At 33.8% G+C, this 23,585-nt stretch carries 24 protein-coding genes; 10 read left to right on the plus strand and 14 right to left on the minus strand.

Annotated elements, in window-relative coordinates:
- Positions 1–129: 129 nt before the first annotated feature.
- The 3 genes from AAGU22_RS13730 to AAGU22_RS13740 all read right to left on the minus strand — a co-directional run bounded on the left by AAGU22_RS13730 (position 130) and on the right by AAGU22_RS13740 (position 2,225).
- The gene (locus tag AAGU22_RS13730; RefSeq protein ID WP_458719672.1) at positions 130–645 is read right to left on the minus strand and encodes a hypothetical protein; all 516 of its coding nucleotides are present in this window, start codon (positions 643–645) and stop codon (positions 130–132) included.
- Positions 646–1,014: 369 nt separating this feature from the next.
- Positions 1,015–1,467 carry a hypothetical protein gene (locus AAGU22_RS13735; protein WP_458719673.1) on the minus strand — a complete coding sequence of 151 codons (453 nt, stop codon included), beginning with the start codon at positions 1,465–1,467 and terminating at the stop codon, positions 1,015–1,017.
- A 389-nt stretch (positions 1,468–1,856) separates the two neighbouring features.
- Positions 1,857–2,225, minus strand: coding sequence for a hypothetical protein (locus AAGU22_RS13740; protein ID WP_458719674.1), 369 nt, complete (start codon positions 2,223–2,225; stop codon positions 1,857–1,859).
- Positions 2,226–2,608: 383 nt separating this feature from the next.
- Between AAGU22_RS13740 and AAGU22_RS13745 the strand changes: the two genes are divergently transcribed.
- Both AAGU22_RS13745 and AAGU22_RS13750 read left to right on the plus strand, forming a co-directional pair.
- On the plus strand, positions 2,609–2,734 hold the full coding sequence (locus AAGU22_RS13745) for a hypothetical protein (RefSeq protein ID WP_458719675.1): 126 nt from the start codon (positions 2,609–2,611) through the stop codon (positions 2,732–2,734).
- An 853-nt stretch (positions 2,735–3,587) separates the two neighbouring features.
- The gene (locus tag AAGU22_RS13750) at positions 3,588–4,928 is read left to right on the plus strand and encodes a hypothetical protein (RefSeq protein WP_458719676.1); all 1,341 of its coding nucleotides are present in this window, start codon (positions 3,588–3,590) and stop codon (positions 4,926–4,928) included.
- A gap of 544 nt (positions 4,929–5,472) precedes the next feature.
- Here the strand turns inward: AAGU22_RS13750 and AAGU22_RS13755 are convergent.
- The gene (locus tag AAGU22_RS13755) at positions 5,473–5,892 is read right to left on the minus strand and encodes a hypothetical protein (RefSeq protein ID WP_458719677.1); all 420 of its coding nucleotides are present in this window, start codon (positions 5,890–5,892) and stop codon (positions 5,473–5,475) included.
- Positions 5,893–5,964: 72 nt separating this feature from the next.
- On the opposite strand from AAGU22_RS13755, the gene AAGU22_RS13760 reads away from it, so the two are divergent.
- Positions 5,965–6,102 carry a hypothetical protein gene (locus AAGU22_RS13760; protein WP_458719678.1) on the plus strand — a complete coding sequence of 46 codons (138 nt, stop codon included), beginning with the start codon at positions 5,965–5,967 and terminating at the stop codon, positions 6,100–6,102.
- A 75-nt stretch (positions 6,103–6,177) separates the two neighbouring features.
- On the opposite strand, the gene AAGU22_RS13765 is transcribed toward AAGU22_RS13760, so the two are convergent.
- Both AAGU22_RS13765 and AAGU22_RS13770 read right to left on the minus strand, forming a co-directional pair.
- Positions 6,178–6,585, minus strand: a complete 408-nt coding sequence (locus AAGU22_RS13765; RefSeq protein WP_458719679.1) for a hypothetical protein — start codon at positions 6,583–6,585, stop codon at positions 6,178–6,180.
- Positions 6,586–7,115: 530 nt separating this feature from the next.
- A complete protein-coding gene (locus tag AAGU22_RS13770; RefSeq protein ID WP_458719680.1) occupies positions 7,116–7,712 on the minus strand; it encodes a dihydrofolate reductase family protein in 597 nt (198 codons plus the stop codon).
- A 640-nt stretch (positions 7,713–8,352) separates the two neighbouring features.
- Here AAGU22_RS13770 and AAGU22_RS13775 point away from each other — a divergent pair.
- Together AAGU22_RS13775 and AAGU22_RS13780 are read left to right on the plus strand one after the other, a co-directional pair.
- Entirely contained in the window at positions 8,353–9,588 is a 1,236-nt protein-coding gene (locus AAGU22_RS13775) for a Vgb family protein (RefSeq protein ID WP_458719681.1), read from the plus strand.
- A 1,373-nt stretch (positions 9,589–10,961) separates the two neighbouring features.
- The gene (locus AAGU22_RS13780) at positions 10,962–11,555 is read left to right on the plus strand and encodes a hypothetical protein (protein ID WP_458719682.1); all 594 of its coding nucleotides are present in this window, start codon (positions 10,962–10,964) and stop codon (positions 11,553–11,555) included.
- A 452-nt stretch (positions 11,556–12,007) separates the two neighbouring features.
- On the opposite strand, the gene AAGU22_RS13785 is transcribed toward AAGU22_RS13780, so the two are convergent.
- Both AAGU22_RS13785 and AAGU22_RS13790 read right to left on the minus strand, forming a co-directional pair.
- Positions 12,008–12,499, minus strand: a complete 492-nt coding sequence (locus AAGU22_RS13785) for a hypothetical protein (protein ID WP_458719683.1) — start codon at positions 12,497–12,499, stop codon at positions 12,008–12,010.
- Positions 12,500–12,694: 195 nt separating this feature from the next.
- Entirely contained in the window at positions 12,695–13,255 is a 561-nt protein-coding gene (locus AAGU22_RS13790; RefSeq protein WP_458719684.1) for a hypothetical protein, read from the minus strand.
- A gap of 1,055 nt (positions 13,256–14,310) precedes the next feature.
- On the opposite strand from AAGU22_RS13790, the gene AAGU22_RS13795 reads away from it, so the two are divergent.
- From AAGU22_RS13795 to AAGU22_RS13805, 3 genes are all read left to right on the plus strand, one after another.
- Entirely contained in the window at positions 14,311–14,598 is a 288-nt protein-coding gene (locus AAGU22_RS13795) for a hypothetical protein (protein ID WP_458719685.1), read from the plus strand.
- 289 nt (positions 14,599–14,887) lie between these two features.
- On the plus strand, positions 14,888–15,109 hold the full coding sequence (locus AAGU22_RS13800; protein WP_458719686.1) for a hypothetical protein: 222 nt from the start codon (positions 14,888–14,890) through the stop codon (positions 15,107–15,109).
- A 427-nt stretch (positions 15,110–15,536) separates the two neighbouring features.
- Positions 15,537–15,899 carry a nuclear transport factor 2 family protein gene (locus AAGU22_RS13805; protein ID WP_458719687.1) on the plus strand — a complete coding sequence of 121 codons (363 nt, stop codon included), beginning with the start codon at positions 15,537–15,539 and terminating at the stop codon, positions 15,897–15,899.
- 181 nt (positions 15,900–16,080) lie between these two features.
- Here AAGU22_RS13805 and AAGU22_RS13810 read toward each other — a convergent pair whose 3' ends face one another.
- Together AAGU22_RS13810 and AAGU22_RS13815 are read right to left on the minus strand one after the other, a co-directional pair.
- The gene (locus AAGU22_RS13810; RefSeq protein ID WP_458719688.1) at positions 16,081–17,169 is read right to left on the minus strand and encodes an NADP-dependent oxidoreductase; all 1,089 of its coding nucleotides are present in this window, start codon (positions 17,167–17,169) and stop codon (positions 16,081–16,083) included.
- 256 nt (positions 17,170–17,425) lie between these two features.
- Positions 17,426–17,581 carry a hypothetical protein gene (locus tag AAGU22_RS13815; RefSeq protein WP_458719689.1) on the minus strand — a complete coding sequence of 52 codons (156 nt, stop codon included), beginning with the start codon at positions 17,579–17,581 and terminating at the stop codon, positions 17,426–17,428.
- Positions 17,582–17,918: 337 nt separating this feature from the next.
- Between AAGU22_RS13815 and AAGU22_RS13820 the strand changes: the two genes are divergently transcribed.
- Positions 17,919–18,398, plus strand: a complete 480-nt coding sequence (locus tag AAGU22_RS13820) for a pyridoxamine 5'-phosphate oxidase family protein (protein WP_458719690.1) — start codon at positions 17,919–17,921, stop codon at positions 18,396–18,398.
- Between the two features lie 632 nt (positions 18,399–19,030).
- Here the strand turns inward: AAGU22_RS13820 and AAGU22_RS13825 are convergent.
- Both AAGU22_RS13825 and AAGU22_RS13830 read right to left on the minus strand, forming a co-directional pair.
- Positions 19,031–19,639, minus strand: a complete 609-nt coding sequence (locus tag AAGU22_RS13825; protein ID WP_458719691.1) for a hypothetical protein — start codon at positions 19,637–19,639, stop codon at positions 19,031–19,033.
- 874 nt (positions 19,640–20,513) lie between these two features.
- Complete coding sequence (locus AAGU22_RS13830) at positions 20,514–22,055, minus strand: pyridoxal-phosphate dependent enzyme (RefSeq protein WP_458719692.1); 1,542 nt, start codon at positions 22,053–22,055, stop codon at positions 20,514–20,516.
- A 108-nt stretch (positions 22,056–22,163) separates the two neighbouring features.
- On the opposite strand from AAGU22_RS13830, the gene AAGU22_RS13835 reads away from it, so the two are divergent.
- On the plus strand, positions 22,164–22,415 hold the full coding sequence (locus AAGU22_RS13835) for a hypothetical protein (RefSeq protein ID WP_458719693.1): 252 nt from the start codon (positions 22,164–22,166) through the stop codon (positions 22,413–22,415).
- A gap of 76 nt (positions 22,416–22,491) precedes the next feature.
- On the opposite strand, the gene AAGU22_RS13840 is transcribed toward AAGU22_RS13835, so the two are convergent.
- Together AAGU22_RS13840 and AAGU22_RS13845 are read right to left on the minus strand one after the other, a co-directional pair.
- On the minus strand, positions 22,492–22,914 hold the full coding sequence (locus AAGU22_RS13840; RefSeq protein ID WP_458719694.1) for a hypothetical protein: 423 nt from the start codon (positions 22,912–22,914) through the stop codon (positions 22,492–22,494).
- Positions 22,904–23,134, minus strand: coding sequence for a hypothetical protein (locus AAGU22_RS13845; RefSeq protein WP_458719695.1), 231 nt, complete (start codon positions 23,132–23,134; stop codon positions 22,904–22,906). The genes AAGU22_RS13840 and AAGU22_RS13845 overlap by 11 nt, the downstream gene beginning before the upstream one ends.
- Positions 23,135–23,585 lie beyond the last annotated feature (451 nt).

Below are 23,585 nucleotides of genomic sequence, written 5' to 3' on the forward strand. Positions count from 1 at the left end.
TTTAAAAGAAAGACTCACTTAAGTTAATTCCATCCGGTTTGTTAATACTACTCGAATTTGGAATGGATCTTGTTAGGTAGATATATTTTTACTAATAGAACATGAATATAAAAATAAAATAGGGATTTACTAGTAATCAACTACAGTAGTTTTGTTTAACAAATTAGCCATTAATGCAGGAGACCCGATTATGGATCCGTCTATTATATCAGAATTATCATATCCTGCTATTTTTAAGCATACTTCACAAATCACAACATTTCCTCCATTATCAATAAAATCAGAAACATTTTTTGTCAAAGTTTCTAATCCCAGATAATGGTGAGGATTCTTTACACCTATCTGTACACCCTCTATACTAAGCATCAAAGTCACATTATAACCCATTCTTAACATGGTTTGAGAATCCAATATGGCAATAGTAGATCTCCAAGGTTCATCACTACTTAGATGGTAAACAAGCTTGGTTTTATTAACTTCCTGCGCGAATGTAGAAGGCACAGAGAGATTAGAAAAAGAATGTATATCGTTAAAAAAAATCATACTAGCGGTTGTATAAAAAGAGATTAGCAATCCAAAGATAAGAAGAATGGAAATAGACGGATTAATTTTAAATTTAATTGCACCTAGACTAGTCTCAATCATATAAATAATATCATTTCAGGTGACTATTAATCTTTATAGTTTTAGTTCGATAAATGCGGGTCCTAAAATGGACTACTTTTCTTAATGATATCATATTTTCTTTATTTTAGTTTTAATACTCTCTGGAGTTCATGAAAATAATTCAAATAGTGACTGATTGTAAATTTTGTTTGAATCAGGTTTCTAGTCCTGTTTTCGTTTCTATTTTTAATGTCGGATCTAAATAGTTTACTAAATACAAAATAAATAATAAAGTAAGCAGATAATGATATCAATTACAAGCCAATTCATTGCCTGATTACCTCCCTCCCTCATTTGATACTCGATTTTTATGAAAATCACAAGAAATTAGATGTTTCGTGCATACATCTACTGCTGAGCAGCTGCGTTACTTCCTGTATTTTCTTGACTTTGGACGTTGATGTTGTTACCAGAACCTATTGTATCTGCACCTGATACTACTTGGCTGTTTTGGCTGGAGGATTGAGATTGGCTGATGCTTTGTTCTGCAGAGTTTCCATCCTGTCCACCTTGTGCTAATGCGTTGTTTCCACTGTTCTTTTGGTGTTGGAAACTAAGGTTGTTGCATGATAGAAAGGTTGTTCCACCTGATACACATCCAGCATTTTGGTTTGACGATTGTGATTGGTCTATGGACTGTTTTGCTTTATTTTTCTTGTTGTGTGTGGCTAAAGCATCATCTACATTGAGTATTGGACTGACAAATAGGGTTAATGCTACCACTATTGCAATTGATGCGACAAAGATTTTGCTGTTTTTGTTTTTGATTTTGTTTTGGTTGTGAATATTTGTTTTATTCATACCTTTGATACTATGAAAAAAATATATTGGGATTGCTAACTAGATGCAATACTCTAATATTCTAGCAGTTTTAGAATTAAGAAATTGTAGTTCAACAACAATAGGAGATTGCAAGATTGAATGAGAAGTAATTTCTTACTTTGTCCTAGTACCTATATATAATCTTCTAAATCGGACATGCAAGGCATATTATTGGAAACAATTCTCATCCGTGGGGATTCGTGTAGATATCGGTATTTTAAATAGGATTCTAGTATCAATAATAGAATGAGACACAAACTTTTATGTATAAAGAGGAACCATATTGCAAAATAATAGATCTTGGTTGTGAAAGTCCCAATATACAAGGTCTGCAATCACAGTCAAAAATTATATTAATGGATGGTTTGTCATACTCTGACTGTGAGATATTCTGGACCTTTCTTAGGACTGTTTGTCATTTCATAACAATCATATATACTTCCATCATCTTCGTCAACCACACAAACATGAAAATCCTCATTTGTATTGATTAAACCAGACGGCATAACTATTCTAGTTGTATACTGTCCGTCAGGACTATCAGGATCATCATCATACATTGCATCAATTAAATCGATATTGTCTCGCGAGTATTCCGGATATTCTTCTATGTAGAAGCTTACATCATTGGGTCCATTTCTTGAACTGTCTATAAACGTCACCTCTACTATAAAGCTGCCCCTTTGAGCGTAAGCTGTAGGAACTAATGTAAGAACCAGAGAAATTGATATTGCCAATATAATCTCCTTCTTTATCATGTTGACATAATAATACCATCATTAATATTTAAGAATTGCGAATCATTCCCAAAAGTATGTTAGAACATACATCAAACGTGAACATAATTTGACTAATGAAAGAGTACAAGAATCAGATTATTTTATTATATACCAAACCTTTCCTATTCTATTAAATTAAGATGTCATATGTAAAACAATAAAATAATCAACGATTTGTTAAATGTATTACAGAAGTACAGGTTTTGCATTTTGGAGAACATCGATAATACAGGGATAAAATGGTTATATAGTAGTCACCATATTGGTTCGGGTATACAATCATGATAATGTGTCTTGACAGCAAAAATGCGTACGAGTCGTGCCCAATTATGGATAGAAGTATGGGCGTTAGAAAAACAACAGATAATAGAGATATGAGTAACAATGCACTCATCTCATCTGATTATTTGAAATTAGTATGTGACTTTAAGTCGATTTTAAAATATGACTGCAACAGTGAGGAGTAATAGAGATGAATCCAAATGTTGCGGTTAGTTTCATTATAGTTTTGACATTAGCCATGATAATGTCATCTAATATCTTTGCTAGTTCAGATGGAGGTAGTTCAGATGGAGGTAGTTCAGATGGAGATGATGGCTCATCAGAAAATGAACAGCCAGAAGTAGAGTCAGAGCCTGGAGTATCAGAAGAAGAAACTGAGCCAGAAACTGAACCCGAACTTGTAAATTGTCCCAACGGTAGTCAGGCAGCTACAAATGAAGAATGTGGTACAGAGACAGGTACAAGTATAACACCATCACCAGGACCATCAGCAGAATTACCAAATGTTCTGTGGGGTGATTATTTCTATACTAATCCTTGCCAATCTAATCCCACCGATCCCGCTTGTAAATCATCGACAACTACTGGTACAACAACAGGAGCACCATCTGGTTCCATTCCTGGTGATTCAGGATCTGTCAAGAATGATATTTGTACGAAATCTCCCGAAGCTCCATTTTGTAAATCACAAACAATTATTGGTACAATTGATGACACCCCAGCTGCAACATTACTTTTACCATATTTTGAAGTAGATCTAGACAAAGATGAAACAACAACACTTTTCCCAGGTAATAATCCTGTTTGCCAATCTAATCCCACTGATCCTGCTTGTAAATCATCAACAACTCAAGGTACAACAACTACACCAACACAACAATCCACCACTTCAGGTTGGCAATATCTTTGCTTATCTAATCCCACCGATCCCGCTTGTAAAGAATCAACAACGCCTGGTACAACTACAACTACTGGTACAACAACAGGAGCACCATCTGGTTCCATTCCTGGTGATTCAGGATCTGTCAAGAATGATATTTGTACAAATCTCCCGAAGCTCCATTTTGTAAATCACAAACAACGACAAGCTCAACTACATTTGAGGAAACTCAAAAGGAAGCTGATTCGCGTTTCAGTGTTGGTTTTGATGCTATTTGCCTCCAATCTAATGATCCCACTGATCCTGCTTGTAGATCCTCGACAACGCCTGGTACAACTACAACACCAGCTACAGGTACAACAGCAAAACAAGTAGAAGTATCTAAAAATACAGATGGAACATGTCCAGCAGGATCTCATATAGTAGGGTTTGGTGGAAAGACAGGGTCAAATGCTCCTAGTGGTTCAAAGTGCATTTCTGATAACTCATCAGCGAAAACAACTACGCCGGCCAAAACTACAACACCAGCTACAACTACAACGCCCCCTGATTCCGGTCCGATCTGTTTTAGTACATTTCCTCCCAGTCCCGAATGTAATAAAACATCAACTACGCCGACCGAAGTAGAAGTATCTAAAAATACAGATGGAACATGTCCAGCAGGATCTCATATAGTAGGGTTTGGTGGAAAGACAGGGTCAAATGCTCCTAGTGGTTCAAAGTGCATTTCTGATAACTCATCAGCGAAAACAACTACGCCGGCCAAAACTACAACACCAGCTACAACTACAACACCAGCTACAACTACAACACCAGCTACAACTACAACACCAGCTACAACTACAACACCAGCTACAACTACAACACCAGCTACAACTACAACACCAGCTACAACTACAACACCAGCTACAACTACAAAGACGGTTCTAGTTACTAAAACAAATATTAACAATGATCAAGTCACTGTGAGAAATGATGGAGGATTGACAGTACGAACGCTTGACGGAGCAGTAACACCCACTGCAGATTGTGCCCCACAATCCGCAACTACTGTCTTGGGTCCCTCCCCAATGGAAAATGGGAAAGCACGAATACTCGCAGCATTTGATCCATGTATTCTTACTAGTGGGAAAGTCTTACTCAATTTACCAGACGAAAAAGGAATTCAACTTGTAGGAGCTAAAATACAAGATGGACAAACAACACAATCCGCAATAGTCCCAATACAGAGAATAGCTTCTACTGCTCCAGGTCAAGCACAATATTTTATAGACCTGACCGAACAATCTACAGGTTTAGACCTTGTAAGTGGAAATCCTGTGAATCTCGGTAGCAATGTCAATGCATTACTTCTAATGAATCTAGGCGGAGAGAATGTTCAACTTAGTGCAGACAACAAAGTAAATATGGACGCTGCTCTCAAACAGGGTGCTATAACAGCAACAGCAACACAACCGACACTAGCGTCACAATCACCTGTATCTGTAGATGGAAGTTAGATAGCTAGTCTTGCTGTAGGTAGATTCAATTATTTCAGCAAAGTTAGCAATAAACATGATAATGTAACTAATACCTATATTTCTCAAATCAAATCTATTATTTTAGAAGAGATCTCTAAGAGATATTCACTTCTTATTTGCACTACTATATTACCAAATAAAAGATCATTGAGTTTGGGCGCGTGGGGATTAAGTTCCCTGGAGTAGTATGGTTCTAATACAAATACGGACTCTATCAATAATTGGTATAAGTTGATGGGCACTGAATCTATTAGACACAAGAACTGTGAGCAAACATGCATCATAAACATCCACGATAAAATCCAAGAAAGAGATGTTGAAGTAAAATAATCTTGTCATTGCTATTCTTTCAAAATCTGTCTACCTTAGAGTGGATCATTATAAGAAATGACAAAACAAGTAAACTGTAACTAATATCTTAATGACCAATTTCAATTCAAAGGTATTAATAACTTGATTATTGTTGTGAGATGATTAAATCTTTATTATATAAAAATTATTCCATACTCATAAGCCAATTTGTTCACTTTGTCTTGCTCTTCACGGCTTGATAGAGTTTTTTAAATTGTGGATAATTGTCTAAATCTCTTTCAACTAGTGAAGCGGATTTCAGAAATGTGTCATCATAATAGCTGAGTATCATAGGTTTAATGAATTCAACCAATTTTTTGTCACTCATGATTTTTTCATTAATCATAAACGAAAGCCATTCTAAGCTATTGAACATGCGAGAAAACCATGGACTTCTGACTTCATCATATTGAGGTCCTACAGGTATTTTTGCCAGTTCCCTGTCCACATCTCGTAGCTCTTTCATGACATCACCTAATGATGTGATTTGATCAATTCTCTTCGAGCGCTGGAATGTGACAATAGTAAAAAATAATGCTATTGCATATATCGCGGCGACAATAATTTGAATATAATCTGAAATAAATTCCATGAATGGACTTATAGGTATAGTATGATTTTAGAGTTGACTTTATCATATAACCGAATATCCAATCTGGGCCAATTGTCGCAGATAATTGCCTCTGGACGGCTCCATTCTACTACTACTACTACTACCACGACCACCTCCATAACCGGATCCGGAAATTCGAATTCTATTATCGCTACGATGAAACAACCAATAATAAATAATATTCATTAGTAACAGTCTGGGCGCGTGGGGATTAAGTTCCAGTGGTAATATGGTTCTATTACAAAACAGGTTTAAAGTTGAGTGCTAATAAGGTAAAAGCCTGTCTATAAAAGACTTGTCTGCTTCCGTATATTTCTTAAATTCATTGCATAAATCTTTTAGTATTTTCTTTTTTTCATAAAGAGTCATTTTCGAATCGCCATATTGATACTGCGCAACTACTTCTACTGCATTTCTTTGTTCCAGTCGAGTCATGACCTTATCCATAATTATTTTGTAAAGTCTACCCACTTTAGCATCAGAATATCCTTGTTCGAGTTTACGATCGATAAAGGCCTTAAAATCGTTCCTATGAAATAATAGTGTTTCAGGAAAAGTATCATATATTCCGGACATGTCACACATATACTTTAGGATTTTCCACTCCAGCTCAATCAAATCGTCTGTTGTAAAAAATTTTCTGTATATTTCTTCACAGGTATCATCATTCATGATAAGTCAGTCTAATGATCCGGTTATTTAAACTAGATTCGGATAGCTGTTATATGAAACCGGAAAATTATAAGATGTAAAGTGTCGAAATGAACCAGCCATATCCTTAGTAAGACGAAAATTCATCAACATCGAATGTTTTAGGTATAACTAATGTGATAAAATGGGAACTTCACACTTTGATTTATGAGTTCATCAATTACGAAGGATTCAAAGAAACTCCTTCTTTTTAATTATCTCTTGAGGTTTGTACTATTATACTCAAATACATATATTGCAAAATAAACATAATTTCTGTGCAGCTAGATATTTGGTATGGTGTTGAATACATCCGTGGGGACACGGTTCAAGGTTGAATAGAATCTCAGCATATAATGAGATAAAACAAGATAAAATTTGGAATAGATTTTGAAGGAAAAAGTGCGTTATGAGTTTTTCGGATCGGTATATTTACACATTAGTTTATGGAATGGAATAATACATAAAAGAAACTAATAATTCTTCTATCTATTTATTTAGATCTATTGTTTTCAATTTCTCTTTACTTCATAGTGGAGCAAAACTGTTCCAGAGTCAAACGCAATTGATTCAATAAGTGATAGTTTACGAATCTCTTTTAGGTCCTTAAATATGGGCTTTCCATTCCCAATTGCAACAGGATTGACAAACACATAATATTCATCAATCAAGTTTTCTTTAATCAAGGAAGAATCAAATGAAGCACCACCATAAACTATGATATCACCACCACCTTCTTGGCTCTTTAACTTTGTAATTTCTTCATTTAGATCACCTGTTGCTATTTCAGTATTTGGCCACTCTGATTTGGGTAGTGATTTAGTAAAAACAATCTTTGGTGTTTCTATCATTTTTTTAGCGAATGCATACCAGGAGTCATCGGGTTTTTTCACAAAATTAGACCAGGTTGCGATAAATTCATCAGTCATTTTCCTTCCCAGGAGAATGATATCAACTGGTTCGTGCAACCTGTCTTCATATTCTCGGAATTTTTCATCCCAAGTAAAGTCTATCCAGTCCATTTCATTATTGGGTCCTGCAATACAACCATCAATGGACATCCCTACATGTAGTTTTAATTTTCTCATAGCCTTTTTATTATCACTCATCTATGTTCCCACCAGAATTCTTAATTTGAAGATCCCTTTTTTTATAAATTCGGTTGACTCAAAAGTATATTCTTGTAAATAAGGATTAGTCATGAGCAATAGAGTATTAGCGGTCCTAATAAGTATAGACGAGATCAAAAGTATATTAAAAGTCCTTTTTGGTCAATTATTTTCTTCACGTATTGTAGTTCTCTAATCCAATTTCTTAGTCTCCATACCGACAAGTTTTGAAATAACGTAATGATTCAGATCAAATATTCGCTAGATGATCAAAAGAGTCGAATTCTAACCAATTTCTGAATATCTATATTTGCTTGAATATAATCCTGGGAACAAGGTTCAAGGTGAATAGAATATAGAATTAATTCAACACTAGCATAAGAATTAAGTTTCTATTCCCGTCGAGTCATAATATCATTACTAGATAACAGAACAATAAGTTTGGGCACGTGGGATTAAGTTCCCTGTGATAATAGGGTTCTAATACAAATGAAAGACTTCAGTTATTATTCACTACGGTGATAAGAAGGTATTCGTCTTTATGTAATGTCTGTGGATCAACTATTAGACCAAAGTCGCTTAAAATTCAGAATTACACTTTAAATAACTTTCTGTGTATTCAATGAATGGAATAGGAACTATGTCTAATCGTTTTATAATATTCATTATGCTATTTGTGGTTATATTTAGTGTTAGTTTTTTGGATACATCATTACAAATCACGGCCTTTGGATACGATAAGGAAAAGATGATTGGCAAGGATTATGATTACAATAAGGATATACAGATTAAAAACAATCAGTTGTTATCCTCAAACTACAGAGGATATGGGTATACCTTAGTATCTTCACCATTAATAGAAGATAGCCAGAAGATACCGAAATCAAATAATTTGTCCACATACTCAGACAACCAAAATATAACAATAAGAGAATACCCTGTCCCTCAAGGCTCAAGACCGCATGACGTAGCTCCGGCTACATCTATGCTTTATGTTACCGATAATGTCTCAAGGAATTTATTAAAAGATATTGTTTGGTATACCGCACAGGCTTCTGGTGAACTTGGAAAGTTAAATACAACAACTGGAAAGACTTCACATATTTTCCTAGGAGAAGGTTCGGCTCCTCATGGTGTTATAGCAGGTCCTGACGGCGCACCATGGATTACTGATGGTGGATTAAATGCAATTGTACGAGTAGATCCTTTTACAGAAGATGTTACTACCTATTCATTGCCACAAACTGTTGGATATACAAATCTTAATACTGCTACATTTGATAATAATGGAACTTTGTGGTTTACAGGACAGAGTGGAATATATGGAAGATTGTTTCCATCAACAGGAGCGATGGAAATATTTGATGCACCTAATGGCGCAGGACCTTATGGTATCACCACTACACCAAATGGATCAATATACTATGCATCCCTAGCTGGTAGTTATGTAGGGTTAGTAGATACAAAAACCGGAAAAGTAACTGTTTTAGAACCTCCCACCGCAGATCAAGGGTCAAGAAGAGTTTGGTCCGACTCTGATGGAAATATTTGGGTATCAGAATGGAATGCAGGTAAGCTGGGAATGTACGATCGTCAAATGGACCTATGGAAGGAATGGAAATTACCTGGAGATAACCCTAAGCCATACGCAGTGTATGTGGATACCGATGATAAGGTGTGGATAAGTGATTTTGGTTCCAATTCGATGTATAGATTTGACCCATTAGACGAATCCTTCGATAAATTTGATATTCCTAGTCCAGGAGCTAACGTAAGACAGATTCTTGGAATAGAAGGTGAAATTTGGGGTGCAGAGTCGGGTAGTGACCGTCTCTTATTGATAAAAACAATTAACTCACGTACAACAGATGGGTAGATGAAATCCTAATCATATTTTGCGTGTTTATCTTGACAAATCAAAGGGCAGGCATCTAGTTGTAAATAGAACATACATCCGCATACAGCTATAGTCCATCTCATTTCAAATTTTTAAGTAAGAATAGTAACAGGTCTCATCCGTGGGGACACGATTCAAGATTGAATAGAATCCCGATACATAAATTACTAAAATGTGAAGAACAAACAGATCTAGAGTGTTCTAATATAAGCTGCATGTGTCATTTTATTTCTGGTAATCGGTAAAGGAATAATGCTTCTTCAAGTTATAATATCATCTTCAATGGGGAGCCTATTACAATTCTTATTTTTTTAACTTAAAAATTTTATCATATTTCTGAAATATCTTATAACCAGATTTTACAAATTTAGCTGATTTATAAATTTTTACAGATGGCTTGATAAATTTTAAAGGAAACAAGACTGGTATAAGAATAGTCAAGAGAATATCTATCCAATATTTTTTTAAAAAATATCTCAAATCTTTACCTACATATAGATATTTAATAAAGAGATCTATTGATAGCAATAAAAATAGGAGCCAAGGGATAAACTCAAAGTAAACTTTGTATTCCTTTGGTATAGGTATAATAGAGTCACTCATTCCAAACAAGTCATAATCATAAGACAAAAAACCAATGACTAATAAAATTAACAATGCAAATATCGCTAGATCATTGACAATAAGTAGTTTTTGAACCTCCTGCATTGTTATATTTCGAATACAATTTACGCATCATATAATATAATTAGATAGTTGTAATATAGATTTTAGAATTTTTGAAAATAGTGTATTAATCAAAGTCCGACATACTAACAGTGATGGTATTGGTATAAGGAAATTTTGTTAAAGTCAAGAGCCGTTTGTCGCTGTCCTTGACACGGATAGGAGATCTTGTAGCAAAAACCGGATACTACAAATCATTGATGAATTCTAATACGATATTCGTTCTTTTTTAAGTATATTTTCTGTCTTTAATAACCGTAAGTAAATTAGTTTATATAAAAAACTATAATACATGGGATTATTGAGAATGAGGCCAATATCTTTTTATTGTTTCACAATTATGATAATTTATGAAATCCTGTCTGAGAGAAGGCTGAAGAGAAGCAGAGTTGTAAATAAGAATAATTTTTTAATTAGTCTCTCGATGACGAAACGTTTCAGAAAGATAACAATTTTGGTTCCAGCATTTATCGATAATGGTTTTGTCTGCTCTAAATTGTTTTCCGCTCTAAATATATAAGAATATTATAGATGATAATTTCGAAATTATCTTTTAGAAGTTAATATCCTAATTGTCTTCATTAATTATTATATCTCATATTTTACGTTAATAAATCACGTTTAAAATGTTAAAGTCGAAAAACACAAACAAAACTACACTAGTATTAGTAGTGTCTGTATTAGCAACCATAATGACATTCGGTCCTTCAGTATCGAATTTTCAAAGCGCATTTGCAACCAATGGTGTAGATAGTGAACAATGTAAGGATGATGAAGATTACTATGAAGATAATGAAAAAGCATGTGATAAGGATCTAAGACTTCACTATGGTGAAGATTATGATGGTGATTTTGGATCTAAAACAATCGATGATGATGGTGATGATGACCATGATGATGGTGATGGAAACTCAGCATCTCAAGCTATAGGACAATCTCAATCCTCTGAACAAAACAGCCAAGTAGTATCAGGCGATGATACAATAGGCTCTGGAAACAACATCAACTTACAAAACCAAGAAAACTCTGGTAGCAACGCTTTAGCTCAGGATGGTGGAGATGATGGTGATGGCAATAGTGCAAGACAGGGAATTGGTCAATCACAATCCTCTGAACAAAACAGCCAAGTAGTATCAGGCGATGATACAATAGGCTCTGGAAACAACATCAACTTACAAAACCAAGAAAACTCTGGTAGCAACGCAGCAGCACAACAATAACCTTTTCTTTTTTTGGCCAATTCTATTACCACAATCTATCACTGACTGCTAGATGATGAAAAATGAAAGAAACGATAACTAAAAGAAGTCGTCTTGAATTATACTACTATATACTAAGATCCTGTATCATGAACGAAAATCATACAACAAGATCTTTGAATAGACAACTTAAGGTACCATATTCTTTATTAAATGAGTGCTTGATTTACTTAGAAACATTAGGCTTTTTAGATATTAACTATAAAGAAAAAACAATCAAGACTACTTTAGGGGGCCAAGACTATGTACGGAAATTTGGCTATTTAATGCAACAGGTAGGTGATATAACCCGCCTAACAACATAAAAATGTGTTTTTAACATTTCAAAAAGTTTTGTTACCGGTTTCCCTTTTATAGCCTAAGACCAAAGTTCTTCATAAAACTCAATTTAGTGAGATTGAGTCATTGTGAAATCAACCTAATTTAGATCTCGTCAGTAGAAACACATACTTGTGAAGTGACCAATGAAGCCGGTCCCTTAGACTGAATGATAAGATAAGGTTAAGCAGGTCTTCTTTTTCCCACAGTTCAGTTTCCAAATATGGGCTCAATCTCTTGGTTTTCTTTTTATCTATTTTCAAGAAGGACGGTGTGACCCATTCTTTTATTGGAATGTATATTTCTTTATAATTAGAATCAGAACCTTGCAATCCGCTAGAGTTTTTAGTATTATGTAACCATCTATAGAAATATTTTATTCTACCAAGATAGTCATTCCATGTTTTTATCCACCTTTTATCAGGATCCATTTGAGAACTCTTAATTTTTGTATCAAGAAAAGCTATTATTTGTTCCCTCTTACTGATAGAATTAAATGATATGGAAGGTTCCAAACATTTTCCAAAAGCTATAATGGTTTTAAGATTATTATTTTGATATTTATCAGATGTACCAGAGGATTTCATAAATTCATAAAATTCCTTGACCAATATTTGATTAGATTTGTTTGGTATGTTCTGAATCAATCAAAAAGGAAATCTTAGAAAAGGAAGAAGATAAGACAGAATAACTCTACAAATCAGTGAAGTCATTTAGCGTAATTATAAAATAAAAAGTGAATTAATTATTGTTATTGTTGGCTTTTGATTATCTCTGTATTCCTATGAGTTTGTATTATTCTGCTCATCGTTAATACTCTCGTCCTCACCGCTTTCTTCAGATTGTGTACTAAAGTCATTATCCTGTTCATTATCGGCAACATTGTCCCCTTCAAGAGTTTCAGAAGTTGACAATTGTTCTGTAAACTCCTGTTGAGGAGGAACATTTTCGTTAATACCGTTTGGATTCTGTTGTGTTAGCGGTTGAGTTTGCTCAATCATACCGGGTGGTATTCGTTCGCTAAATGGAGGCTTTGGTGGTGTAGTGGGGTTTGGATCCTGTTCAAACATTTGAATATAGCGTTCCCCGCAATTCTGATGTACGCCTCCAGGGCCTATATCGCAATCAGTGCAGTAGGTCACTAAGGTACCAGCAGGATTACTAGGACTGCGATTAATAATATGTTCCTGACAACAGGTTACTTTCACAGTTCCTGTTTGCTTACAATCGATCTGACCAGAAGGTACACCATAGGCAAAAAATGAATATGTAGTATAGTAACTTATAATAACCGCAACAAACAGCGATAATACAGTTGTATATTTTATGGAATTAGTTAGCAATGAATTATCTCATTTGTGAATGCTATTAAGGATTTTTGTTTTTAGTCAATAACACAATGGATAAAAATATACTATCGAATATTTTGATCTTTATTAATAAAAGTGTGAAGTTTATTGATTCATACAATTAGGTCACATACGTGGGGATATCGTTCAATGTTAAACAGAAATTAGAATCAAATTGACACATGCGACAGGAAAAGATTCAAGTCTGAAAATCATAATATCATTACCATATAAGATATCAGTGAGTTCGGGCGCGGGGGGATTAGTGCTGATATCGGTATTTTAATTAGGATTCTAGTAAGAAATTAGGGAATAGCCTTTCTTAAAAACTTTATGAAAATGCCATTCATCAAAATTTGGATTACGTCTCATCGGAAGTACATTAATGGATCGGGCCCCAGTTGGCTTCATGCCGATATCAGTCCTTTACGGTAAATTATATAGCATTCAACAAAATAATTTTATAAACTGAAAAAAATGATAATATTTGTAAAGTTATATCAAATATGATATTATTTACTGTTATTAGCACTGGGGGTGGGACTCGAAGCCCGGGCATAAAAACAGGGAATCTAACTTTTTGACTCTATTAACTTGAGTTTAATCGAAAATTGATTTGAATTAACCTCATTCAAATGAACCAATTATGTAAGAATTTCATATATTCTAAGTACGATTTATGACCTTTTGTTCCAAAATGAATTAACTTACTGAAAAGCAATATTAAAAAATTTTGTAAGAGCCCTGATTTCTTAATTAAAACCTTAAAAGTGGAAAGGGCTAGATTTATTTGAATATTAGGTAGTGATTGGTTTATGATTAAATTCAAAAAACAAATTACAAAGTTGGCTTATTTTTCAAAAATTTCTCATAGGTAAAAAAAATCATCAGTTGTCTTTACACTTCTGATGAACTACCTCCTTATCAGCCTTTGTTTTGGATTTATTCTTGAAACAAATCCAAAATCCAAAAGTTTGAAAGAAAATTATAATAAATTAATTTATCAACAAAGTGAATCGAATATGTTAATTGGAGATAACATATAAAAAATGCCACAAAGATGTAAAGGTACATGTCAACAACTCTTAGAGTGCAACGACGATTTGGACAAAGAAGTTAGAAAATATATTCGATATGGTTACTTAAAAGGATATAAACGATGTTCTATTTGTGAAGTTTTCATAAAATCATTAAATCCTAGTAACGTGAAATGTTTTTGCTGTGGTGTACAGCTAAGATTGAGACCTTATAAATCAACACTAAAGGAAAATTTCAGAAACTCATTGAATAACAATAACCAATGTAGGAAAAAGAAATCTATAACGATAACTACATGAAAAAATTTTGTACTCAAAATTCTAGCCTAATATATTCATAGAAAATTGAGTATCAAACCGGGGTTATAATCCGTGAAGGGGATGGCAGGCTTACTCACATATGATTGAAAGATGTTTGTGAAAGAGTTAGACGACAAGACATAGATTGTTTTAATCGAACTATTTTAGGATTGAAATATTAAACTTACTATAATCTATCCTTGCCAATCAATTTTCCTTCCTTTTTTGCCTTTTCACATCAAAGCTTTGACATATAAAGTTATATACTAGTGTTTTGTGGGTTATCTACATGACGCAAAACACGCAAAAGGCAATTAATGTCGAACACCAACAATATCCCATAATCTATTGCAATGTTTGCAATTCACTGCTAATCAAAAGAGCCTCTTGTATTTGCTGCGGACTTGACTATTGTATTTTTCATCATTTACAACATCTCATAAACATTGGAGCAATGCCACGAGATACAGACATTGCGGACTTCAGAAGACAGATGGAAAGTATGAAATAACATATTTTTTTTAAAATAAATGATGTTCCTTGTGTTCTCTGATAAATTCATCCACAAGCTTTTTTGGGGAATAACTAATGAGCATCGAAGAACGGGGATACCTCCATTAATTAAGGAAAAATATCCCTCTATAGTATACTAATAGATTAAAAGTTAAATTTAGATACAAAGCATTATTTTCGGTATGATTTAAAGTAACAGTTTGGGCCCGTGGGGATTAAGTTTCCTGAGGTAGTAGGGTTCTATCACATCATCAATCATTCTTATGATAACATCTTGGCAGATCTCGTATTAGTTTAAGTTAGACAGCATCAGAGAATATTACGAGAAGGGTCGGCCTTATAGCTGACCATATTAGGGGAACGTGAAGATCCATTGGCCCATATATGGGCTAGTCTTTATTAATATATTTACTTAAATTATGTTCATGGTAAATGCAAAGGATATTGTATTGGAGTTTGTAGATGCTCTGGAGCGAAAAGACTTTAAAACTGTTAGAAGTCACGTAAGCGATAACATATCGGTCCTGGCACCTGGACCTGTTGAGCTAACAAGATTTAACCAGGCTGACCCATATGTGACATATCTGGAACATGCTAACCTACCAACATTTGAGATCAAGAAAGAGTTTGAAGATAACAATGATGTCTGCATTCTTTATGAAATGAATTATCGTGAGCCGCTCGTGATGATCTTTGTATGTGCATGGTTTCAGGTGAATGACGATAGGAAAATAAGTTCAATAAGATTCGTTGCAGATATAAGATCTTTGTTGAAAGAGAAAAAATAGAGGGAGATAACAGTTGCAACAGCTCAAGGCTTGGAACCAATGGGCTTTGAATCCTTGAAGTATATGAGACCTGTTAATAAATAATATTAGTATAAAAGGATAGATTTTGCTTCTCGAGCAAGAGAATTATTCTATCTATCATCCTAGTATTCGTTCTCCATGATGTCAATTGTTTAACAACTTAATACAATCTAACTAGAGTTCTACCTATAGTATCCCCTCTAAAAAGACCAGCAAAGGCCTGCGGTGCATTTTCCAATCCTTCAAAAATACTTTCTTTAAGTTTTATCTTATCTTCCCTAATCCATTTAGACATGTTGGTATTAAATTCATTCAAAATATCATAATGATCACTCCAGATAAAACCTTGAAGTTTGAGTCTATGCGAAACAGCCAATGAAAGATTGGAAGGACCTTCAGAGATGGATTTAGTGACTCTTTGGTTTTGGTCTTGATTATCGGAGGATGCATCGTCATTATAATTGTATTGAGAGGTAGTTCCACACAAAGCAATCCTTCCAAAAGTATTCATGTTGTTAATAGCAGCTTCAAGGTGTTTACCTCCAACATTATCAAAGTATATGTCGATTCCATTTGGACAAGCTCTTTTTAGCTCCTCAGTCATGTTGTCCAAACCGATCTTTCTATAGTTAAAAGCGTAGTCTACTCCGAGTTCATTAACTAACCATTTTACTTTTTCATCACTACCGCAGCTACCTACAACATGACATCCTTTTATCTTGGCCAACTGACATGCAACGGAGCCCACACCTCCTGCAGCTGATGATACAAATACAGTATCTTGCCTTTCTCTTAGATTGCATATTTTAAAAAGACCCACGTATGCTGTCATGCCAGTGATTCCAAGTAAACCAAGAAAAGATCTTAATGGTGCTAAGGTTGAATCGACTTTTGATATGGATTTTTTTTCAATTTGCGTATCTTTGTCGATCCAATATTCTCTCCAACCAAAATTGGCTTTGACATAATCACCTACTTTAAAGTTAGAACTTTTAGACTCGATTATTTCTCCTATACATCCACCATCAAGTGGTTTATGTAGTTCAAAAGGAGGAGCAAACCTAGTACCTTTGACCATATAGATACGCAAAAATGGGTCTATGGACATCCAAATGTTTCGAACCAAAAAATCACCCTCCTCTTTTAGGTCTGGAATTTCCACCGTCACTAGCTCAAAATCTTCTACTTTTACAGATCCTGAAGGACGCTTCTTTAAATGAACTTCATGACCTAATCTTTCGTTTTTCAAATTACAGACACCTAGACGTTGACAATTCAAATGACCTTTTTTGTTTGAAAAAATTGTGTAAATAATCAAGGAATCGAATATTTTGAGTATAATCTAATAAATAGCAACATATGAGAATAAATGTCTCTAGTCTACCTAGATGATATCTAACTGACTGTAGTCCTTGCGAACATAAAAGGCCAAATTTGGAATATTTCATGAATAATCTGTTACATGTATATCGACTGGAATAATATGTGGATTTCCTTTTCTCAATTTACTCTCTTGTATAACCAAAAATTATTTGATCCATTGTTACTTCTCCATCTTGTGGAAAAGTAATTGTCAAATCCACGTCTATGTCTCTTCGTGTATTGGCTAGTAATTCAGTAATTGCGACACAGTGGTTGATGCCTGCTATTCTAATTACCATTTCAATAACTGCATAGTTGGAGCTACAGTATTATTCGGAGCACAATATAACAGGAAAATACAAAAATCTGCTGCTGGATTTACATTTAAATCTGATCTACTACTTTACGGACTTTTTATTGTAGGGTCGTTGGTTATTGAATGTTATCACTTATCTACTAATTTACATCCAATTAAAGCTCTGTAATCGGAATAACCATTAGACATTTTTTGTAATGCTGACATATGCAAAGAAAAAGAGAGAAAAAGAATTCTCAGACAGCTTGACTCAACCTATGTGAAAAGAGGGAGTGCTATCATTGGGCTATGTTTTTATTTAATCCCTTTCAAAACATGCTGTGAAGATCATTGATGCAAGTGAACCAGAATTTGGCGGTCCAATGACAGAAGAAGAAGTTAGAAATTTCTTGGTCACCAGTAACAAAAATGTTCACATTTCAACTTTAGACAAAAAGGGAGAACCCAACATACATCCTACATGGTATTATTTTGATAACAATAATAATAAAATTTACATAGAGAGTGGAAGAGAATCTAAGAAAACTCAAAACCTAAGAAAGAATAACATCATATATTTTTGTATAGACGATGACAGAATACCTTACAAAGGAGTTCGTGGCAAGGGAACAGTAAGAATATCTGATGATGTTGATTATAACCTACCTATAATGGAAAAGATTGTAGTTAAATATCTTGGAGGCATTGAGCATCCCATGTCACAGACTATCATAAGTAACATCAGGACAGGGGATGCCATTTTATTAGAGATAACACCAAAGTTTTATGCAACGTGGGATCACGGCAAAGTAAAAAAGTAGAAGGAAAATTGTACAATAATGATGTGTTTTCAGAAGGCAAATAAATAGGATTTGCAACTCCCAAAGATAGCCCATACATCTATAGTAGACTAACTAGATGAGAATCAATAGAATATTAGAAACGATAGGATAGAAAAGTATAGAAAATATGTGAATCAACGATCTGAGAATGTCTATACTCTGCTTCATTAGACGATTCAATTTTATACAATATAGTCCAGATTTATTTTCGAAAATTCAGTTTCTCCAAGGCTGAATATAATGCTTTTATCAACATTTTCAACCTTATGTTACCATTACTTGTAACTATTTTTTATGGTGAACTTAATTCAACATTACGAATCTTTGGTGAAACATAAGATCATTTGTTTGAACATGTGTTTTTGTTTACATGTACACTCCCAATGCTATTCAATTCTTTGATTAAACTCTTTGAATGGAGTTTATTTAATCGGTATGAACAATCTATCTATTATAGCATTTTCAAGAAATAATGATTTATTAATAGATTCAGCTAAATTTTTTATTTGATAATCATTACTTTTTGAATCACAGAATTAGTGTATCTATCTTAGAGAAATTAAACAATTGGATATTTTAATGAAATTGGTAATTGATTCTAACTTTGTCAATTAAGAGAATCCATCGCCCCGGACCGTAAACTTTCTCTTAGTATATCGCATATTTTGAAAGTAAGTCGCAAAATAAAGGATACTCCCTACAAGCACTCCAATAATCAAAATATTTATAGACACAACAATTGGAATTACAAATTCATTCATTATAGTTGGATTTTCTTTTAGAGTCGCAGAATCATTTCCAGTAATGATAAGGTCAAAGATTCCAGATCCAACTAGTCCGGCATAGATTAAGGTAATTGCTACGACCGCTCCTCCGACATTTACCCCGATTAAGTTAACCCATGCAAGCAGAGATTTTATACCTCTTATTTTCAATCGTAAGTTTATTTCAAGATGATTATAAAAGGTGGCCGTCATGGATATGAGAGTAATCAATATCATGTAAAAAATGTAACCTAAGAATATCCATTTTGCAGGTCCTTCAAACGATAAAGAGAGAAGCTGAATAATGTTGATTTTAGAGGAATAGGCTAACTGTATTATTGTGCCCGAAGTGGTTGCTACAATAATTAGCATGCTTTGAAGAATTGCTGATACAATAAACCTTTGAGACCAAATACTCGTATTTGATTTACTCAATGCTTCATTCAGGTTTGCCATACTATCATTGTCACGTTCGGACTAATAAGATAAAGCCCATATATGGGTTTCTTAGCGGTTCAAATCAATAAAGTAAAATAATACCAGAGATAACTTAGATCAGCAGAGAATTATCAATATTCAGTCCTAAATACAAAAACAGATCCGATCAGAATATTATGGGACAAAAGAGTAATTATAGGGAACAGTATCTTCAATAGTATTAGGAATATTTCCATAAACTATTCCACATGATCGGTTAGTGAAACGTGATAAAAATTCTACTCGATGGCAAATTTGAGATGAGAGGCTCTGATGTAGAATTTAAGAGTAAAAAATCAAATAAAAAGAATTTGAGAATGATATAAATTAGAAATTTTACTGCTGCAGTCATTAAAGAAAGATCAAAAGCATACATAGCTATGTGCAAACATCGAGACCTTAATCCAGGAATAAGAATTATAATTAGTATTATAGATCACCTTGCTACCATAGATACCGTACGCCGCTAAGGCGGTATTTTGATATCCTATTATTCATTTAGATAAAACTGGAAGGGATTTTTCTTTAAAAAAACAACATATCAACTAATCAGTTATGGTAGTTAGACTGACTTAGAAAGAACCAAAATGAAGATTCAAATTTGATAACTAGCGTGAGCCTGATTACAATAAGATATCCACATCGTATAGCTTTTCAACCCAATTCAGTCCAATTACTAAATATAACAGCCGTATAGCCAATAACAAACTCGAACCTAGTACGTCATAGATGCTTAGCATTGTATCTTGCTGCAAAATGACCATAAATTAGAGTTTCTAAAAGCAGTAGTACCGAGATCACTATTATCAATTATGTTGTCGTCATCAGAGTAATGACAACTTTACGAATCTTCTTAATTTTTTTTAAATGAGTTGGAACTGATGAGTGAACTTCCGTAAGGGGTAATGGTGTAATAGATTCTAATTGGTTTTCCTCGAAAACTTTCAGCTTTTGATTTTGAAATAGCACCCATCTTTTCCAGTTCATTAAGATGTTGATATAAAGTAGATATATCGATTTTTAGAGAATATTTTTTTACAGCCCTCTTGTGCAAATTATATGCATAATCTGGATAATTTTTTAGTAGTGAGAGAATCCTAGTTTTGGTGTTTCCAATTGGATAAGCAGAAATTTTTTTATTTTTTTCAGATATAGATCCTCGTTTTATTATCTGTCTGTGTTGATATCGTATCTTGTTAATTGCATCAAGAGTTTTCCAATTTTTTAGAACATCGTTGCTGCTACCATGGCCCATAGTTACAATACATACGATATTTTCGTCATAATCATCAATACCGTTGGATTCAATCAGTTTAAATAAACCAGCAATCGAAGAAACACCTGCAGGTGAAGCAAATATGCCATCACTTTGAGCTAAAAAAGATACCGCATCCATCAATTCGCTATCTGATACTCTTATTATTGATCCACCACTATTGTTGATAACTGTCATTGCCTCATTTTGATACGAGTCCATCGCGGGTGGGAAAAGTTCTGGTGCAATTGTTGTCAATGACTTTTGCAGATCCGAATGAGAGGTTTGCAGGTTAGAAATGGAATGAACTCTTTTGTTTATATTTTTATTTTTGAGAGAATCACCAAAACTATTCGTCTGGCTAAATCCTGTATTCAATAACAAATTTTCTTCAGCAGTTACGCCATGTATTTTTACATTCTTATTTCTTTTGCCATTATTTTCAACTAATCCTAAAGAAATTAATTCTTTAATTGAATGGTCTAGAGTATAAATTAGTGTCCCTTGACCCAATGAAACTATTATGCGGTCAGGTAATTTCCATCCAAGTTGCTCGCATATCTCAAACCCTAGACTCTTTAATCCTTCGGTAAAAAAAGTATTATTGTAGCTAAATCTGTGATAGTTTGAAGGAAAAACTTTTTGTTTATTAGCTAAATTAATCTTTGTCCCATAGACAATAAGTTGGTAAAGAACATCCGGTGATAGTCCCCATTCTTGGTTATCTAACACAGATAATTCACAGTTAAAACCTGCTCGCGCAGAATACGCAGCCAATGAAACTGCTAGACGCCCTACCACACTCCCGGTTATTGTGTTTTTGTGATTATTGGACAGCCCGAGCCATCTACACATCGAGATTTCGGCAGAAGTCCCTCTGTCCATATATGAAGTAGTAGGATTTCGAGTTTCATCTTTTATCCTTAAATTTATTAAATTAAACTTTGTTCCTATCTTAGAGATTCTAAGTGGTGTACCACCTTCATCCAAACTGACGACTGACTTAATTATTTCATTATGAATATTCTGCGACCTTTCAGAAGTAATTGGTATTAGGTTATAGAGATACTTCCAAGAGGTGGGAGGAGAACTTCTAAATTCTTTACTGTTGACATATTTGTTTGTGAGGCAGTTATCCAACCGTAGTTTACCATTGCGGCATTTTTCACAACTTATGACTGGATTTATTTTTATAATATTAACCACATTTTTACAATTCTCACATATTAGGGGGACATGGAGATCCATTTGCCCATATATGGGCTAGTTTTTATTAATATATTTACTTTAAGTATGATCATGGCAAGTGCAAAGGATATTGTAATGGAGTATTTTCAAGCAACGGATCGCCAAGACTGGCAATCGGCCAGAAGCTATTTGAGTGACAATTTTTCCTACTTGTCTCCTGTCAATTCGTTTGATAGAGCTGAACCGCTTCAGGAGTTATTGGAGAACCTGATTGTATATTACAAATTAATCGGGCATTTGACTCATTCTTGAACGGATGCTCATTAAGCCAATCTCTTACATAAGGAAATGAGCAGGTTAGTAAAATAGGACCGGTTCCGGTTTTTGCTTATGGTATTTCGCCTTCGCCATACTTTTCTTTAAGACGAATATGCTTTATTTTTAGCAGCGCACATTCATGGGGACGAGCATCTAAATCCCAAAGTAAAGTTAAAGCAGCTTTATTTCTTTTATAATTATCATATTTGACAATAGTTAGAATATCTTCTTTTTCCCACAGTTCAGTTTCCAAATATGGGCTCAATCTCTTGGTTTTCTTTTTATCTATTTTCAAGAAGGACGGTGTGACCCATTCTTTTATTGGAATGTATATTTCTTTATAATTAGAATCAGAACCTTGCAATCCGCTAGAGTTTTTAGTATTATGTAACCATCTATAGAAATATTTTATTCTACCAAGATAGTCATTCCATGTTTTTATCCACCTTTTATCAGGATTTGCCTTGTGAATCCTTGTTGATTCATGTATCAATAAAAGCTATTGCTTGATCTCTTTTATTGATAGATTGAAAGAATATAGTAGGTTCTAAAAACTTTCCAAAAGCTATAATGGTTTTAAGGTTATTATTTTGATATTTATCAGATGTACCAGAGGATTTCATAAATTCATAAAATTCATTAACCAAAATTCTATTATTTTCATTAGGTATAGTTTGAATATTACTTACGGTTGTAGAAAGTTTAACTGGCAATCATATCACTCCTTGATGACTATATTCGTTAATGTTGATCTTATATATGAACCCTATTACTCAGCGGGCCCGTGGGGATTCGTGCTGATATCGGTATTTTAATTAGGATTCTAAAGTTAATTATAGGAAGACATACTTAAGCTTTTAAAAAATAAACAGATATTTCCAGGAAATTTCAAGATTATTTAAATGAAGAGAACTCATCATAATTAATAAAACTCACAAAGTTAATCAAAAGAAATGACAGGTATTACCAATACGAAACACATTACCTAAATTCATCTCCTTTTTCATAGGCAAATGTATTACTAGGTCATTTCATCAATAACAACAATATTTACTTGTTAACTTTTGATAATAAATACGATATTAGAAATATATTCAGTTTATTTGCAAAATACTGCAATAAGCTTAAATATATGCATTATTCTAATTGCTTATGGCTATTTTT

This window comes from Candidatus Nitrosocosmicus sp. R, assembly GCF_054408505.1.

Excerpts from the sequence above, each read along its gene's own strand:
- AAGU22_RS13730 (WP_458719672.1), bottom strand. The coding sequence starts at position 645 with ATGATTGAGACTAGTCTAGGTGCAATTAAATTTAAAATTAATCCGTCT.
- AAGU22_RS13735 (WP_458719673.1), bottom strand. The coding sequence starts at position 1,467 with ATGAATAAAACAAATATTCACAACCAAAACAAAATCAAAAACAAAAAC.
- AAGU22_RS13745 (WP_458719675.1), top strand. The coding sequence starts at position 2,609 with ATGGGCGTTAGAAAAACAACAGATAATAGAGATATGAGTAACAATGCA.
- AAGU22_RS13755 (WP_458719677.1), bottom strand. The coding sequence starts at position 5,892 with ATGGAATTTATTTCAGATTATATTCAAATTATTGTCGCCGCGATATAT.
- AAGU22_RS13765 (WP_458719679.1), bottom strand. The coding sequence starts at position 6,585 with ATGAATGATGATACCTGTGAAGAAATATACAGAAAATTTTTTACAACA.
- AAGU22_RS13770 (WP_458719680.1), bottom strand. The coding sequence starts at position 7,712 with ATGAGTGATAATAAAAAGGCTATGAGAAAATTAAAACTACATGTAGGG.
- AAGU22_RS13775 (WP_458719681.1), top strand. The coding sequence starts at position 8,353 with ATGTCTAATCGTTTTATAATATTCATTATGCTATTTGTGGTTATATTT.
- AAGU22_RS13780 (WP_458719682.1), top strand. The coding sequence starts at position 10,962 with ATGTTAAAGTCGAAAAACACAAACAAAACTACACTAGTATTAGTAGTG.
- AAGU22_RS13785 (WP_458719683.1), bottom strand. The coding sequence starts at position 12,499 with ATGAAATCCTCTGGTACATCTGATAAATATCAAAATAATAATCTTAAA.
- AAGU22_RS13795 (WP_458719685.1), top strand. The coding sequence starts at position 14,311 with ATGCCACAAAGATGTAAAGGTACATGTCAACAACTCTTAGAGTGCAAC.
- AAGU22_RS13800 (WP_458719686.1), top strand. The coding sequence starts at position 14,888 with ATGACGCAAAACACGCAAAAGGCAATTAATGTCGAACACCAACAATAT.
- AAGU22_RS13805 (WP_458719687.1), top strand. The coding sequence starts at position 15,537 with ATGGTAAATGCAAAGGATATTGTATTGGAGTTTGTAGATGCTCTGGAG.
- AAGU22_RS13815 (WP_458719689.1), bottom strand. The coding sequence starts at position 17,581 with ATGGTAATTAGAATAGCAGGCATCAACCACTGTGTCGCAATTACTGAA.
- AAGU22_RS13825 (WP_458719691.1), bottom strand. The coding sequence starts at position 19,639 with ATGGCAAACCTGAATGAAGCATTGAGTAAATCAAATACGAGTATTTGG.